12 protein-coding genes are annotated in these 14,074 nt (G+C 72.1%); 7 read left to right on the top strand and 5 right to left on the bottom strand.

Annotation, left to right across the window (positions count from 1 at the left end):
* Nucleotides 1–1,179: an acyl-CoA dehydrogenase family protein gene (locus AC07AG_RS29160; RefSeq protein ID WP_478759097.1), complete on the bottom strand. Its 1,179-nt coding sequence runs from the start codon at nucleotides 1,177–1,179 to the stop codon at nucleotides 1–3.
* Nucleotides 1,180–1,458: 279 nt separating this feature from the next.
* Between AC07AG_RS29160 and AC07AG_RS29155 the strand changes: the two genes are divergently transcribed.
* Nucleotides 1,459–2,406 (top strand): hypothetical protein, encoded by a 948-nt coding sequence (locus AC07AG_RS29155; RefSeq protein WP_478759096.1) that lies wholly within the window; start codon nucleotides 1,459–1,461, stop codon nucleotides 2,404–2,406.
* 99 nt (nucleotides 2,407–2,505) lie between these two features.
* Here the strand turns inward: AC07AG_RS29155 and AC07AG_RS29150 are convergent, their stop codons facing one another.
* The gene (locus AC07AG_RS29150) at nucleotides 2,506–4,725 is read right to left on the bottom strand and encodes an NADP-dependent isocitrate dehydrogenase (protein WP_478759095.1); all 2,220 of its coding nucleotides are present in this window, start codon (nucleotides 4,723–4,725) and stop codon (nucleotides 2,506–2,508) included.
* 227 nt (nucleotides 4,726–4,952) lie between these two features.
* Between AC07AG_RS29150 and AC07AG_RS29145 the strand changes: the two genes are divergently transcribed.
* On the top strand, nucleotides 4,953–6,242 hold the full coding sequence (locus AC07AG_RS29145; protein ID WP_478759094.1) for a cytochrome P450: 1,290 nt from the start codon (nucleotides 4,953–4,955) through the stop codon (nucleotides 6,240–6,242).
* Here AC07AG_RS29145 and AC07AG_RS29140 read toward each other — a convergent pair.
* Nucleotides 6,232–7,815 carry a phosphodiester glycosidase family protein gene (locus AC07AG_RS29140; protein ID WP_478759093.1) on the bottom strand — a complete coding sequence of 528 codons (1,584 nt, stop codon included), beginning with the start codon at nucleotides 7,813–7,815 and terminating at the stop codon, nucleotides 6,232–6,234. The genes AC07AG_RS29145 and AC07AG_RS29140 overlap by 11 nt on opposite strands.
* A 184-nt stretch (nucleotides 7,816–7,999) precedes the next feature.
* Nucleotides 8,000–8,530 (bottom strand): CGNR zinc finger domain-containing protein, encoded by a 531-nt coding sequence (locus AC07AG_RS29135; protein WP_478759092.1) that lies wholly within the window; start codon nucleotides 8,528–8,530, stop codon nucleotides 8,000–8,002.
* 26 nt (nucleotides 8,531–8,556) lie between these two features.
* Between AC07AG_RS29135 and AC07AG_RS29130 the strand changes: the two genes are divergently transcribed.
* The 3 genes from AC07AG_RS29130 (at nucleotide 8,557) to AC07AG_RS29120 (ending at nucleotide 10,678) form a co-directional block, all read left to right on the top strand.
* Complete coding sequence (locus AC07AG_RS29130; protein ID WP_478759091.1) at nucleotides 8,557–9,060, top strand: GNAT family N-acetyltransferase; 504 nt, start codon at nucleotides 8,557–8,559, stop codon at nucleotides 9,058–9,060.
* Entirely contained in the window at nucleotides 9,057–10,325 is a 1,269-nt protein-coding gene (locus AC07AG_RS29125) for an MFS transporter (protein WP_478759090.1), read from the top strand. Before AC07AG_RS29130 ends, AC07AG_RS29125 begins: the two co-directional genes overlap by 4 nt.
* Nucleotides 10,326–10,429: 104 nt before the next feature.
* A complete protein-coding gene (locus AC07AG_RS29120) occupies nucleotides 10,430–10,678 on the top strand; it encodes a hypothetical protein (protein WP_478759089.1) in 249 nt (82 codons plus the stop codon).
* A 63-nt stretch (nucleotides 10,679–10,741) separates the two neighbouring features.
* Here AC07AG_RS29120 and AC07AG_RS29115 read toward each other — a convergent pair whose 3' ends face one another.
* Nucleotides 10,742–11,122 (bottom strand): VOC family protein, encoded by a 381-nt coding sequence (locus tag AC07AG_RS29115; protein WP_478759088.1) that lies wholly within the window; start codon nucleotides 11,120–11,122, stop codon nucleotides 10,742–10,744.
* 139 nt (nucleotides 11,123–11,261) lie between these two features.
* On the opposite strand from AC07AG_RS29115, the gene AC07AG_RS29110 reads away from it, so the two are divergent.
* Both AC07AG_RS29110 and AC07AG_RS29105 read left to right on the top strand, forming a co-directional pair.
* Nucleotides 11,262–12,002 carry a hypothetical protein gene (locus AC07AG_RS29110; RefSeq protein WP_478759087.1) on the top strand — a complete coding sequence of 247 codons (741 nt, stop codon included), beginning with the start codon at nucleotides 11,262–11,264 and terminating at the stop codon, nucleotides 12,000–12,002.
* A 258-nt stretch (nucleotides 12,003–12,260) separates the two neighbouring features.
* The gene (locus AC07AG_RS29105; protein ID WP_478759086.1) at nucleotides 12,261–14,060 is read left to right on the top strand and encodes a sensor histidine kinase; all 1,800 of its coding nucleotides are present in this window, start codon (nucleotides 12,261–12,263) and stop codon (nucleotides 14,058–14,060) included.
* The last annotated feature ends 14 nt before the right edge of the window (nucleotides 14,061–14,074 follow it).

Here is a 14,074-nt window from a genome sequence, read left to right as displayed (position 1 = left end):
TCAGCGGCGCACCCGCGGCATCCCGAGCCCGATCCAGGAGATGATCTCGCGCTGGATTTCGTTGTTGCCGCCGCCGAAGGTGAAGATGACGGCGCTGCGGTAGCCGCGTTCCAGCTCGCCGTGGAGGACCGCGCCCGCGGAGCCCTCCTTGAGGGAGCCTGCCGAGCCGACCACCTCCATGAGCCAGGCGTACGCGTCCCTGCGCGCCTCGGAGCCGTAGACCTTCACGGCGGAGGCGTCCTGGGGGGTGAGGGTGCCCTCCTGGTCCGCGTTCACCATCTGCCAGTTGAGGAGCTTCATCGCGTCCAGCTTGGTGTGCGTCCTGGCAAGGCGCTGGCGGACCCAGCTGAGATCGATGACCCGGCGGCCGTCGGCGAGCTTGGTGTCGGCGGCCCAGCGCTGCACGTTGTGGAAGGCGCGGATGGCCATGGTGCCGTGCGCGGCGAGCGTGACGCGTTCGTGGTTGAGCTGGTTGGTGATGAGCCGCCAGCCCTTGTTCTCCTCGCCCACGCGGCGCGCGACGGGGACACGGATGTTCTCGTAGTAGCTCGCCGTCGTGTCGTGCGAGGCAAGGGTGTTGATGATGGTGCAGGAGTAGCCGGGGTCGCTCGTCGGTACGAGGAGCATGGTGATGCCCTTGTGGGGCGGGGCGTCCGGGTCGGTGCGGACGGCGAGCCAGACCCAGTCGGCGGTGTCGCCGTTGGTGGTCCAGATCTTCTGGCCGTTGACGACGTACTCGTCGCCTTCCCTGACCGCCTTCGTCTTGAGCGCGGCGAGGTCGGTGCCCGCGTCCGGCTCGCTGTAGCCGATCGCGAAGTCGAGTTCACCGGAGAGGATCTTCGGCAGGAAGTACGCCTTCTGCTCGTCGGTGCCGAACTGCATCAGGGTCGGCCCGACGGTGTTCAGGGCCATGAGGGGCAGCGGGACGCCGGCCTGGGCGGCCTCGTCGAAGAAGATGAACTGCTCCATCGGCGAGAGCCCGCGCCCGCCGTACTCCTTGGGCCAGCCGACGCCGAGCCAGCCGTCGGACCCGAGCCGGCGGATGGTCTCCCGGTAGAACCGCTTCTGCGCCGTGGGGTCGGCGTACCGGGCGTACGCGTTGTCGGGCACCAGCTCGGCGAAGTACGTGCGCAGCTCGGTGCGCAACTGCCGCTGCTCAGGCGTGTATTCGAGGTGCACGGCCCCTCCTGCTTTCGCTGGCTCTCCGGGCTTGGCCTTGACGGCGCACACAGTAGAACGCGTTTCAGTAATAGGGAATGGCGCTGACGCATGACAGTGAGGCGAGCGCCCGTGTGCGTCCACGTGTAGCACCCGGAAGAGATCGCAGTTTAGACATTGTCTCGGTTTGGTATCGGTCGCAAACTCGGTGAGCGCCGGGCTGAGCGGCGTCCGTATTCACGCTTCGAACGCACCAAAGCGACTCGAAATGATCTGAACGCCGATATAGGGAGATCTCCCATGCTCAGCAAGAACTCCGGCAAGAACACCGGCAAGAACGCCCGCAGGAGCACCGCCGTCCTCGCCTCCTTCGCCACGGCGGGAGTCCTGCTGCTCTCCGCCTGCGGCGGCGGGGACACCAAGCCCTCCGCCGCGGCGCCCGCCGCCGACGGCTCCATGGACCTCGCCCTGAAGTCCGGCACCGCGCGGCAGAACAACGCGCCCAAGAAGACCGGGGACTGGGCCAATCCGCCCGGCAAGGCGGCGTCACAGCCGGTGCAGCGCAAGTGGGTTCAGCTGTCGGCGTCCAGGGCGGGCGACCTGGACCCGGTCGTCGTCAACGGCTCCGGCTTCACCCTCTACCGCTTCGACAAGGACACCGCGTCACCCTCCAAGTCCACCTGCAACGACGCCTGCGCCACCACCTGGCCGCCGGTCCTCGTGGACCCGGGGAGCAAGATCTTCGTCGACGGCGTGAACGCGTCGGACGTCGGCGTGGTCAGGCGGGACGACGGCACCCGCCAGGTCACCGTCGGCGGCTGGCCGGTCTACCGCTTCAGCAAGGACCTCAAGCCCGGCGACACCAACGGCCAAGGCGTGGGCGGTACTTGGTTCGGCGTCCAGCCCGACGGCCAGAAGTCGGGCGCGCAGGCCGGAGCCGAACCGACCGAGGCCCCGGACCAGGCCCAGGATCAGGCCCCGGACCAAGCCCAGGCCGTGCCCGCGAGCAGCGCGATCCTCTTCGACGACGCCAACTTCTCGGACAACGGCCCCGCGCAGGGCGTCGCGGGCGAGGGCTGCCAGAACGTCGCCCGCCCGAAGGTGACGTCGTCCGTCTCCGTGAGCGGCTCGATGAAGCTCTGGGCGTCCCCCGACTGCAAGGGCACGTCCAAGGTCATCAACGGCGACGTGGCCGACCTGTCCACCATCGGCTTCGACGACAAGATCAGCTCGGTGACGTTCGGCTGAGGTCTCGGCGCCACGCGCCCCTGACATGGGTCCGCCCCGGTAGCGGTTTCGCTACCGGGGCGGACCCATACCGGCCGAAGTTCACTCGGCCAAGTTCACTCAGCCAAGAAGGCCGAGCGCCTTGTTCAGCGTGGCCGACGGGCGCATCACGGATGCGGCCTTCGCCGGGTCGGGCTGGTAGTAGCCGCCGATGTCGGCGGGCGAGCCCTGGACCGCGTTCAGTTCGTCGACGATCGTCTGCTCCTGGTCGACCAGCGTCTTGGCCAGCGGGCCGAACGCCTCGGCGAGCTTGGCGTCCGCGGTCTGCTTGGCCAGCTCCTGGGCCCAGTACGTGGCCAGGTAGAAGTGGCTGCCGCGGTTGTCGATGCCGCCGACGCGACGGGTCGGCGACTTGTCCTTCTCCAGGAACGTCGCCGTCGCGCGGTCGAGGGTGTCGGCCAGGACCTGGGCGCTCGCGTTGTCCGTGGTCTGCGCGAGGTGCTCGAAGCTGGAGGCCAGGGCGAGGAACTCGCCCAGGCTGTCCCAGCGCAGGTAGTTCTCGCGGACCAGCTGCTGGACGTGCTTGGGGGCGGAGCCGCCCGCGCCCGTCTCGAAGAGGCCGCCGCCGTTCATGAGCGGGACGATCGAGAGCATCTTGGCGCTGGTGCCGAGCTCGAGGATCGGGAAGAGGTCCGTCAGGTAGTCACGCAGCACGTTGCCGGTGACCGAGATGGTGTCCTCGCCGCGGCGGATGCGCTCCAGGGAGAACGCGGTCGCGTCCACCGGCGACATGATCTCGATCTGCAGGCCCTCGGTGTCGTGCTCGGGCAGGTACGCCTTGACCTTCTCGATGAGCTGCGCGTCGTGCGCGCGGGTCTCGTCGAGCCAGAACACGGCCGGCGAGCCGGTCGCGCGGGCGCGGTTGACGGCCAGCTTGACCCAGTCGCGGATCGGGGCGTCCTTGGCCTGGCACATCCGGAAGATGTCGCCGGTGGCGACGGTCTGCTCCAGGACGACGTTGCCGGCCGCGTCGAGCGCGCGCACCGTACCGGGCGCGGCGATCTCGAAGGTCTTGTCGTGGCTGCCGTACTCCTCGGCCTTCTGCGCCATGAGGCCGACGTTGGGCACCGAGCCCATCGTCGCCGGGTCGAAGGCGCCGTTGGCGCGGCAGTCGTCGATGACGACCTGGTACACGCCGGAGTAGCTGGAGTCGGGAAGGACCGCGAGGGTGTCGTGCTCGCCGCCGTCCGGGCCCCACATGTGGCCGGAGGTGCGGATCATCGCGGGCATCGAGGCGTCGACGATGACGTCCGACGGCACGTGCAGGTTGGTGATGCCCTTGTCGGAGTCCACCATCGCCAGCTCGGGGCCCTCGGCGAGCTCCGCCTCGAAGGACGCCTTGATCTGCGCGCCCTCGGGCAGCGCGTCCAGGCCGTTGAGGATGCCGCCGAGACCGTCGTTCGGGGTCAGACCCGCACCGGCGAGCGCCTCGCCGTACGCGGCGAACGTCTTCGGGAAGAAGGCGCGCACGACGTGGCCGAAGATGATCGGGTCGGAGACCTTCATCATCGTGGCCTTCAGGTGCACGGAGAACAGCACGCCGTCGGCCTTGGCCTTGGCGATCTGCGCGGTGAGGAACTCACGCAGCGGGCCGACCCGCAGCACGGCCGCGTCGACGACCTCGCCCGCGAGGACCGGTACGGACTCGCGCAGGACCGTGGTGCTGCCGTCCTCGCCCGTGAACTCGATGCGCAGGGTGCCGGCATCGGCGATGGTCGCGGACTTCTCGGTGGAGCGGAAGTCGTCGACGCCCATGGTCGCGACGTTCGTCTTCGAGTCGGCCGTCCAGGCACCCATGCGGTGCGGGTGCGCCTTGGCGTAGTTCTTGACCGAGGCGGGGGCGCGGCGGTCGGAGTTGCCCTCGCGCAGGACCGGGTTGACGGCGCTGCCCTTGACCTTGTCGTAACGGGCGCGGATGTCCTTCTCCGCGTCGGTCTTCGGGTCGTCCGGGTAGTTCGGCAGTGCGTAGCCCTGCGACTGCAGCTCGGCGACGGCCGCCTTCAGCTGCGGGATCGAGGCCGAGACGTTCGGCAGCTTGATGATGTTCGCGCCGGGCGTCTTGGCCAGCTCGCCGAGCTCGGCGAGGGCGTCGTCGATGCGCTGGCTCTCCTCGAGGAACTCGGGGAAGAGGGCGATGATGCGCCCCGCCAGGGAGATGTCACGGCTCTCCACAGTGACTCCGGCCGTCGAGGCGTAGGCCTCGACCACCGGCAAGAACGAATACGTCGCGAGGGCCGGGGCCTCGTCAGTGTGGGTGTAAATGATGGTCGAGTCAGTCACCGGGTGCTCCGCTCCACGTCTGCAACATTGCTCGACATCAAGATATCTCGTGATCGCCCCCTCCCACGAAGCGGGCCTGGTTCCGAACGTCACAGTCCGTAGCGTCCGTCACGGTCCGGAGCCGAATCGGCACGCGTGGTTGCTGTCCGGTTCCCACAGACCCGGCCCCGCGTTCCTGGCGACGGGCCCGATCCCGGCGGTGGGGCCGCCGCGGCAAGGATGAGCGGGTGATCGCTTCTTCCCAGGACCCCGCAGGCCCCGCCTTGGACCCCGCGGACCCCGCCTTCGCCCACGACCCGTATCCCTACTACGCCCGCCTGCGCGGCCAGGGGCCCGCCGCGCGGGTCCCGCTCGCCAACGGGACGTACGCCTGGCTCGTGACCGGCTACGAGCGGACGCGGGCCGTCCTCGCCGACCCCCGCTTCTCGAACGTGCCCCCGCAGGGCGCGGGGCGGCCGAAGGGTGACTCCCCCGCGCGGCGTGCCCGCGCCTGTCTGGCCCGGCACATGCTCAACTCCGACGCCCCCGACCACACCCGGCTGCGGCGGCTGACCACCGCCGCGTTCGCCCCGCGCCGCGTCGACGCGCTGCGGCCGCGGATCGAGGAGCTGACCGCCGGGCTCCTGCGGGAGATGGCGATGCGGCTGCGGCGGGACGGGAGCGTGGACCTCGTGGACGCCTTCGCCTTCCCGCTGCCCGTCCTGGTGGTCGGTGAGGTGCTCGGGGTGCCGGAGGCCGACCGGGCGGATCTGCGGGAGTGGACCTACCGGGTCGGCTCGCCCGCCGACGCCCTGGAGCCGGGAGCGGTGGACGAGGCATGGACAGGTCTGTACGCCTACTTCACCGAGCTGATCGCCCGCAAGCGGCGCGCCCCCGGACCCGACCTGTTCAGCGCGCTCACGCAGGACGCGACGGAGGGCGGGCTCGACGACGGCGAACTGCTCGCCATGGCGTTCCTCCTCCTGTTCGCCGGCTACGAGACCACGATGAACCTCCTCGCGTCGGCCTCGCTGCTGCTGCTCACGCACCCCGGCGAGCTGGCGGCCGCCCGGCGTGATCCCGCACGCTGGCCGGCCGTCGTCGAGGAGACGCTGCGCCACGCGAGCCCGCTGGAGGGCACGACGTGGCGGCACACGACCGAGGAGGTGGACCTCGGCGACGGCGTGGTCATACCCGCGGGAGCCTCCGTCCTCGCGGTGCTCGCCGCCGCCAACCGCGACCCCCGGCACTTCACGGAGCCGGACGCCTTCCGTCCGGGCCGCTATCTGGCGGGGGCGGGCGGCACGCGCACGGCGCCCCACGCAGCCTTCGGCCACGGACCGCACTTCTGCGTCGGCTCACGGCTCGCCCGCTTGGAGGCCACGATCGCGCTCCCCCGGCTCCTCGCGTCCTTCCCCGGCCTCCGCCTGACGGCCGACCCGGCGCAACTCCCCTACCGGCCCGGCCTCTTGGTCCGCGGCCCGCGCCACGTCCCCGTCACCACCGCTCCCCTGGCCGCCTCGTCCGTCAGCGCGTGAGCAGCAGCGCGTCGCCCACCGCGCGCTCGGTGCCGTCCGACGGCGAGTTGATCACCTTGCCGTTCACGGCCATGGTGACCGAGCCGCCGCCGTCCAGGGCCATGGCGCGCACCGCGCCGAGCGACTTCATCAGCTCCGCACCTTCGTTGAGCCCGAACCCGTCGCTGTGGCCGGGCTGCCGGCCGTCCGCGCCGACCAAGAGCATGCGGCCCTGCCGGTCGACGCCCAGGAGCATGCGCGGGTTGCGCTTGATGCCCCAGGTGTACGCGAAGGAGGGGTCGCCGGGGTGCTCGATGCCGTCGGCGGCGTAGTTCACCGCGACTTTGCCGTCCCGCACCAGCTCCGGGCCGCCGTTGACGATGTCGTCCTGCGGGCCGAGCTTCAGCTCCCGGCCCCGCTCGTCCAGGATCCGCTGCCGCACCTGCACCGCGCCGCCCTGCTGCGCGTGTGTACGCAGCCAGGTGGCGCCCGCGCCGATGCCCGCGAGGACGCTGCCGCCCTCGGGCACGGCGCCGCCGCGCGCTCGCACCTCCTGCACGCGTCCGCGCGCGTCGAGCACCGCCTCCACCCCGTCGCCCGCCGGGGTGTCCGCTCCGAGCTCGTCGGTGAACTTCACGATCTCGTCGGGGTCGGTGCAGGTCACGTCGTGCTGCGGCCGCTGGGTGGGGGCATCGCCGCCGACACCGCCGCAGTTGCGCACCAGGCCCGGCACGCGGTTGACGCCGTCCACGACCGCGGACGCCGCGCCCGCGCGGACCCTCAGCTCCGTGCTGAGCTTCTCGAACTCCGGGCGCAGGCCGTCGCCGCGCAGCACCGCCGCGATCCGGCCGTCGGTCGCCGCGCTCTGCAACTCCCCGTCGTACGCGGCGATTCCGGCCGCCGCGCCCGGCACGCCGTCCTTGCCCTCCATGACGAAGAAGCCCGCGTTGACGCCGAGCAGGGCGTCGCCGCCCGATGCCATGTCGCTCACCGTCTCACGGCCGGCCACTCCCTCGCCGTACGTGCCCTTCAGCGCACCGCGGTATCGCTTCGGGTCGACGATCGCCACCTTCACCCGGGCGACTCCGGTGCCGGGCACACCATCGGCGCCGGTCCACTCGCTCACCGCGTCGAATCCGGCGGCGGCCAGGGCCTTGCGCTCGGCGTCGGCATCGGCGCGCGTGGCGTACTCCCCCACCCGGACCCGCACCCCGATCACGCCGTGCCGGTCGGAACCCCGCGGCCACGCGACCGCCTCGGCACGCGCGCCGAACCCGGCGCCGCGCACCCGTTCCGCAAGCGCCTGCGCGTCCCGTCCGGCGGCGAGGTGGGCACCGTTCGCGCGCACCGTGACCGTCCAGTGGTCGGCACCCGGGCGGCCCGAGATGCTCCCCTGGTACAGGTCGGCGCCGGAGGCGAGGCGTTCGTGCTGCCAGTCGGCGATCGGCCCGGGGACAGCGGCAGTTGGCGCGGCCGCGGCGGCGGTGTCCCCGTACCGGTCGACGACGACACCGGGGGCGAGAAGCCCCGCCGCGGCGGCGGCGACCACCGACGCCTTCGCGGCGGCTCTGAACGGACGGCGTACGAGGGCCACGGGAACTCCTAGGTCGCATGAGGTACACCGCAGCGAACGCGAGCGCGCGGACGGCGATCGATCCCAGGAGTGAATACCAGAAGTCCGGCCGGAAAACAGGGCCCCCGCCCCGCATTTGAGGGCCGGATTCAGTCGCCTCGCCCTCTTCAGGCGCCTCGCCCTGCTTCAGTCGCCTCGCCCTGCCTCAGTCGTCTCGCCCTGTGGAGCGCGCGCGGTGCCTGCGTACCGCGTCGCGGTTGGCGCACCGCTGGGAGCAGTAGCGCTGGTGCCCGGTGCGGGAGGTGTCGGCGAAGATCGTGACGCACTCGGTCACGGCGCACCGCCTCAGGCGGTGCATGCCCCGGCCCGCCAGGTGCAGCGCCGTACCGACGGAGATCAGCTGGAACAGCAGGGCGCCGAGCGGCTGCCGGTCGTCGCGGTAGTGCAGGTGCCAGCCCGTGTCCGCGTGGTCGGTCAGGCGTGGGTGGGCGGCGGAGGCCGCCAGCATCCCGTTGAGCAGCTCGGCGCGCTCGTCCTCGTCGGTGGCGTCGACGACCTTCTCCCACGCGTCCAGCGCGCCCTGGGTGCGGTCGAGGTCCTCCGGCGTCACGGGACGCTCCAGGACGAGCCCGGCGGCGCGGCAGCGCTCCGCGAGCTCATCGGCGGTCTCCGGGCGCCGGTTGGCGAGGTCGGCGGCCAGATTCACGACCTCCTCGCCGTAAGGGTTGAGGTGCACAAGACCATTACATCAGGCTGAGCGGCATGCCACAACGCACCGCGGTACACACCGACATACGTCCGGCGACCCAGGAGGACATCACGGAACTCGTGCGCCTGCGGGCCCTGCTGTTCAAGGACCTCGGCGGCGCCTACTTCAACCCGCCGTCGGGGGACGGCGGCTGGCGGGACGCCCTGGCCGTGGTCCTGACGGACCAGTTGGCAGCGGGCAGCACACGGATCCTCGTCGTGGACGGCGACGGCGACGGCGACGGGCGCCTGGCCGCGTGCGCCATCGGCTCGGTCGAGCAACGGCTGCCGGGCCCGCACCTGCGCAACGGCAGGGTCGGGCTCGTGATCGGCGTGGTCACCGACCCGGCGCACCGGCGACGCGGGCACAGCCGCGCGCTCATGGCCGGCCTGCTCGACTGGTTCCGGGAACGCGAGGTGGCCCGGGTAGACCTGTACGCCTCTCACGAGGGCGAGCCGCTCTACCGCGACCTCGGCTTCGTCGACCACCCGGATCCCGCGCTGTACTGGCGCCCGTGACCACCGTCGACAAGGTGGCTCACAGCGCCTGGCGCTACCGCTGGGCCGTCCTCGGCATCGCCACCTTCACCCAGGCCGCCGCCGGGTTCTTCGTGCAGGGCATCGGGGCGATGGGCATCCACCTGCAGCGCGACCTGCAGCTGAGCACGGTCCAGTTGGGCCTGCTGGTCTCGGCGGCCCAACTGGTCCCCCTGGCCGGGCTCCTCGTGGCCGGGGAGCTGCTCGACCGCTGCAACGAGCGCTGGGTCGTCGGGGCGGGCGCCGGCGTGGTCGCCGCGGGCCTGCTCGCGGGAAGCGCGGCGCCGGGGTACGCGTCCCTGCTCCTTGTGCTGCTGCTCGTCGGCGCGGGATACAGCACCGTCCAGCCCGGCGGCAGCAAATCGGTGGCGTCCTGGTTCGGCGCGTCCCAGCGGGGCTTCGCGATGGGGATCCGCCAGGCGGGCCTTCCGCTGGGCGCGGCGCTCGCATCGGCCGCGCTGCCGTTCATCGCGGAGGCGTACGGCTGGCGGGCGACGCTCGTGGCCGGCGGGTTCGTCGCGCTCCTCGGGGCGGGCGTCTTCATGGGCTTCTACCGCATGCCGCCCGTGACCTCCGCTCCCCGCGGCGGCGAGCGGCGCGCCTCGCTCGGGGCACAGCCCGGCGCCCGGCTGCGGATGCTCCGCGACCCGTCCATAGCGCGGATCATGCTCACCGGGACGAGCCTGATCTCGGTGCAGTACGGCGTGGGCATCCTGACCGTGCTGCATCTGCACGGGACGGCGTCCCTCGGCGCCGGACCGGCGGCCCTTGTCCTGGTGGCCGTCCAGGGTGCGGGCGTCGTCGGCCGTATCGCTCTCGCGGCCTGGAGCGACCGCGGCAGGTACGGGCGGTACGGCTCGCTGGTCCTGTGCATGGCCGCCGTACTCATGGGAATGGCCGTGCTGATGACACCGCTGGGCCGGTCGCCCGCGATCGCCTGCTGCACGCTCGTCTGGCTCGGCTTCTTCGGCTTCGGCTGGTACGGCCCCTGGGTCACCTACGTGAGCGAATCGGCCCCGCCGGACAGGACGGGATTCGCGCTCGGTCTCGCCATGTCCGTCAACCAGATCGCCATCGTGGTGATGCCGCCCGTGCTCGGCCTGCTCAAGGACCTGTCCGGCAGCTTCGTGCCGGTCTGGGGTCTCCTGTCGGCGATGACCGCCGTCGCCCTGGCCGCATCGGCCCGGGTACGGCCGGGCAACCGGCCCCGCTCGTGTGGCCGGGAAGGCGTCTGCGGTCCACCGTGAACCAGTACGAGGTGTTGCCGCGACGACGAGGGGTAGCCGGGCCACCGCACCGGAAGCCGTCGTGGAACCACGCGGAACGAAGTGACAAGGCACTGGAGGACACCGTGAGCGAGGAGCAGCCCGAGACCAGGGGCGAGGACGAGAAGCCCGTACCGAGGGATCTGCCCGATCAGCAGGCTTCGGACGAGGAGGACCACTGGGAGCCGGACGACGCGTCGGCCACCACCGGCAACGCCGCGGACGCCGACGACGACGTACCGGACACGGACGAGGCGGGCACCGGCCCACGGGGCGCCCCGCCCACGGGTGGTGTGCGCCCGGACCAGCCGGTGCCGGACGAGCCAACCGGCTGAGGGGAAACCGTCGCGGCCGGCCGTACGGAGCCCGGCGCCGCCTGCCCTGCCGGGCGCCTGCGGCTAGCCGGACACGGTCAGGGTGAACGAGTGGCCGGCCGGGTCGCTGTAGGTCCGGGTGTCCCGGGAACCCGAGTTGTCCGTGGTGTCCACGGGCCGGGCGCCCAGGCCCACGGCCTCGCGCTCCGCCTCGTCGATGTCGCCGTCGGGCACCAGGATCCTCAGGTGCGCCTGCTGCGCGTCCTCCGGCCGCGGCCAGCTCGGAGGCGCGTATCCGTTGTCCCGGTGGATCGCCAGGCGGATGCCCTGCCCGTCGTGGACCTCGACGTAGTCGGGATCCTCGCCCGTGCCGGCCGTTCCCCCGAGCAGTCCCGCGTAGAACTCCGCGAGCTCCTCGGGCTCCGCGCAGTCCAGGACGAGAACCGCGGTCTTCTTCACAGCCATGGAAGCCTCTTCCGTCGACGCCAGGGCGTGCGGCCGTATCGCCCGGCCACCCCGCGACTGACCAACTGCCCCGCGCGGACCGCCTCAATCGGCAGCCACCCCAGAGCGCGTGGGCCCCGGCGCAGGCGACACTGGAGCCATGCGCCTCGTCCACCAGTCCCCGCCCCCGCCCCTCTACGGCCGTCTCCGTGTCGAGCGGCTCGACCTCGAGCCCGCCCGCTGGCTGGAGCAACGCCCGCCCCACGACGACGGGTTCGGCACGGTGGCAGGCGTCTGCGCACCCGGCTTCGACGCGTACGCGCGGATCCTCCACCCGGCCCTGCTCGGTACGGAGCCGGTGCGGTGGGACGAAGTGGCCTCCGCGTACGGCCGGTCGGTGTCGGCGGGGACGCGCTGGCACGAGCTGATCGGCCTGGGGGACCGTCTCCTGTACCGCAACGACGACACCCCGGGCGTCCCCGGCCTCTGGGACGAACACCCGCACGAGGGCCCGACGCCCGCGGACGTGGCCCGCGCCCTGATCCCCGTCCTGGCCCGGCACACCCGGACGCCCGACCGCTGCTGGTACGGACTCTGGGAGGGGTACGGCAACTACAACTGGGACGGCTATCCCGTGTTCCGCACACCGGGCCGCCACGAGATCCTGCTCGCCGGGCCTCTCGACGACGCCGACTCGCCCGCGTCACCCGCGGCCGATCGCGACATGGCACTGCCCGAGATCCCCGACCTGTGGTGGCCCGATGACCGCGCCTGGTGCGTGGCCGGTGACGTCGACCTGGTGAGCACGTACGTGGGCGGAACGGCGGCCTGCGTCGCGGAACTCCTCGCGACTCCGGGCATCGAGGCCCACGAGGTCACCGAGACGTCGGCGGTCGACTGATCCACCCCGTGATGGCCGCTGTAGAGTCGAACTTCACTATCACGCAGCCATGTTCGAGGGGCGAGAACGCGGCGAAGTGCTCTCTTGGGAGGACTGTTCCACCTCTGGGTCCTGCGCACCCCGCGGGGTGACTAGCATGGCGCCATGTGTAGCCCGGAAGCTCACCGTCCTCTTTGGTGTTCCCACCGGGCCTGCGACCGATGCGCAAATTCGGTCGGCTCGTTGCTCACCTGTACTCAAGGACCGAGGGACCGCTGAATGCCCGTGCCTGCTCCCCCCAGCCCGCACCGAATAGCGAAGGCGCGGCGGCCCGCGTCGGCCGTGCCCGTGGTCGTGCTGGTGGTGACCGCTGCGGCCGGTGCCATCGCGAGCCTCTCGGCACCTGACGACGCCCGGGTCTGGACGGTGGCCTCCGTCGCGGCCGGCTGGCTCTGCCTGGCGATCGCCCTCGTGAGCAGTTCGCTGCTCACCAAGCGGGTCCACGCGGCCGCCGCCGCGGACCACGCCGAGGCCTCCTCCCTCAAGGCGCAGTTGGCGCGCCAGGGTGCCGAGTCCGCGCATCTGGTGAACGTCACGCTGCCGACCGTCGTGAAACGGCTGCGCGACGGGGCGAGCGCGAGCGAGACCCTGGCGCAGACGGCACCTCCGTCGGATCCGCAGCTGCGCCAGGTCGTCCAGGTGTTCGCGTCCGTGGTGGAGGAGACCGTGCGGCACGCCGCCGACGTCGAGTCCCGGCGCGACCAGGCGCAGGGGCAACTCGCGCAGGCGGCAACCGAGTTGGACCAGCTGACGGCGGTGACCCTGCCTTCCGCGATCGAGCGGCTGCGCGAGGGCGCGTCCGCGGACACGGTCCTTGCCGGACTCGAATGGCCGCGCAATCCCTTGCTGCGGGTGCCCGCCGAATCGTTCGTACGGGAACTCGCCTACAGCGAGCGGCGCGCCGCCGCCGCGCAGGCGGCATCCGCCAAGGCGCTGAGCCGCGTCCAGGCCAAGTCCGTGGGCATGCTCGCCGACCTGCGGGACATGCAGGAACGACACGGCGTCGAGGTCTTCGGCGACCTGCTGCGCCTTGACCACAGCACCTCCCAGCTGGGTCTGATGACCGACCGTCTCGCCCTGTTGATGGGTGGCCGCTCCAGCCGCGCGTGGAACAAACCGATCGTCATGGAGAGCATCCTGCGGGGCGCGGTGGGCCGGATCTCCGCCTACCAGCGCGTACGGCTGCACTGCTCGACGACCGTGGCGATCGCCGGGTTCGCCGCCGAGGGCGTCATGCACGTGCTCGCCGAACTCATGGACAACGCGGCCAACTTCTCCCCGCCCATCGACGAGGTGCACGTCTATGTCGAGGAGCGCAGCGCCGGGATCGTCGTGACGATCGAGGACAGCGGTCTGAAGATGGCCGACGCGGCCATGCGCCGCGCCGAGGAGTCGGTCTCCGGGCATGTGACGGACCTGGCCTCGCTGCAGGGCACGCGCCTCGGTCTCGCCGTGGTCGGACGACTCGCCGCCAAGTACGGCATGAGCATCAACTTCCGTCCTTCCTCGCGCGGTGGCACGGGCGTCGTGGTGCTCCTGCCGCCGCAGCTCCTGGCCCAGCAGCGCGACCCCGCTCCGCAGCAGCTCGCCCCCCGCAGCATCCAGCCGGCGACCGCCCCGGCGGCCCAGGCGGCCCAGGAGGTCGCGGCAGCCCCGGAGCGCCCCGCCGCCCCGGAGACGCCCGCGGCCCCCGTCCCGCCCCCGGCCGACGTGAACCCCACGCCCCAGCCCGCGCAGCCCGCCCGCCCCGCGGCCGCCACGACGAACGGCCTGCCCGTGCGCGCCCCCGGCCGCACCATGGCCGAGGCGGAGCGTGAGCGGGAGCAGCGCAGGGCGGCGTCCGACGCCGCCGCGGCGGCGGGGGCCGGGGCGATGTCCGGCGACGCGGGTCTTCCGCCGCGTGACGCCGGTTCCCGTTTCGGTGCCTTCCACCGTGCGCGGCGGGCTGCGGGCGACGTGCCCGGCTCCCCCGCGGCACCCGATTCCCCCACCGGGTCCGGGCCGCCGCCCGCCGAGTAGATCGAAGCCACCCG

The organism is Streptomyces sp. NPDC044044, from assembly GCF_056434405.1.
Note: the sequence above shows the minus strand (reverse complement) of the source record. Positions and strands in the feature narration are given on the sequence as shown.

Excerpts from the sequence above, each read along its gene's own strand:
- AC07AG_RS29155 (WP_478759096.1), top strand. The coding sequence starts at position 1,459 with ATGCTCAGCAAGAACTCCGGCAAGAACACCGGCAAGAACGCCCGCAGG.
- AC07AG_RS29130 (WP_478759091.1), top strand. The coding sequence starts at position 8,557 with ATGCCACAACGCACCGCGGTACACACCGACATACGTCCGGCGACCCAG.
- AC07AG_RS29115 (WP_478759088.1), bottom strand. The coding sequence starts at position 11,122 with ATGGCTGTGAAGAAGACCGCGGTTCTCGTCCTGGACTGCGCGGAGCCC.
- AC07AG_RS29110 (WP_478759087.1), top strand. The coding sequence starts at position 11,262 with ATGCGCCTCGTCCACCAGTCCCCGCCCCCGCCCCTCTACGGCCGTCTC.
- AC07AG_RS29105 (WP_478759086.1), top strand. The coding sequence starts at position 12,261 with ATGCCCGTGCCTGCTCCCCCCAGCCCGCACCGAATAGCGAAGGCGCGG.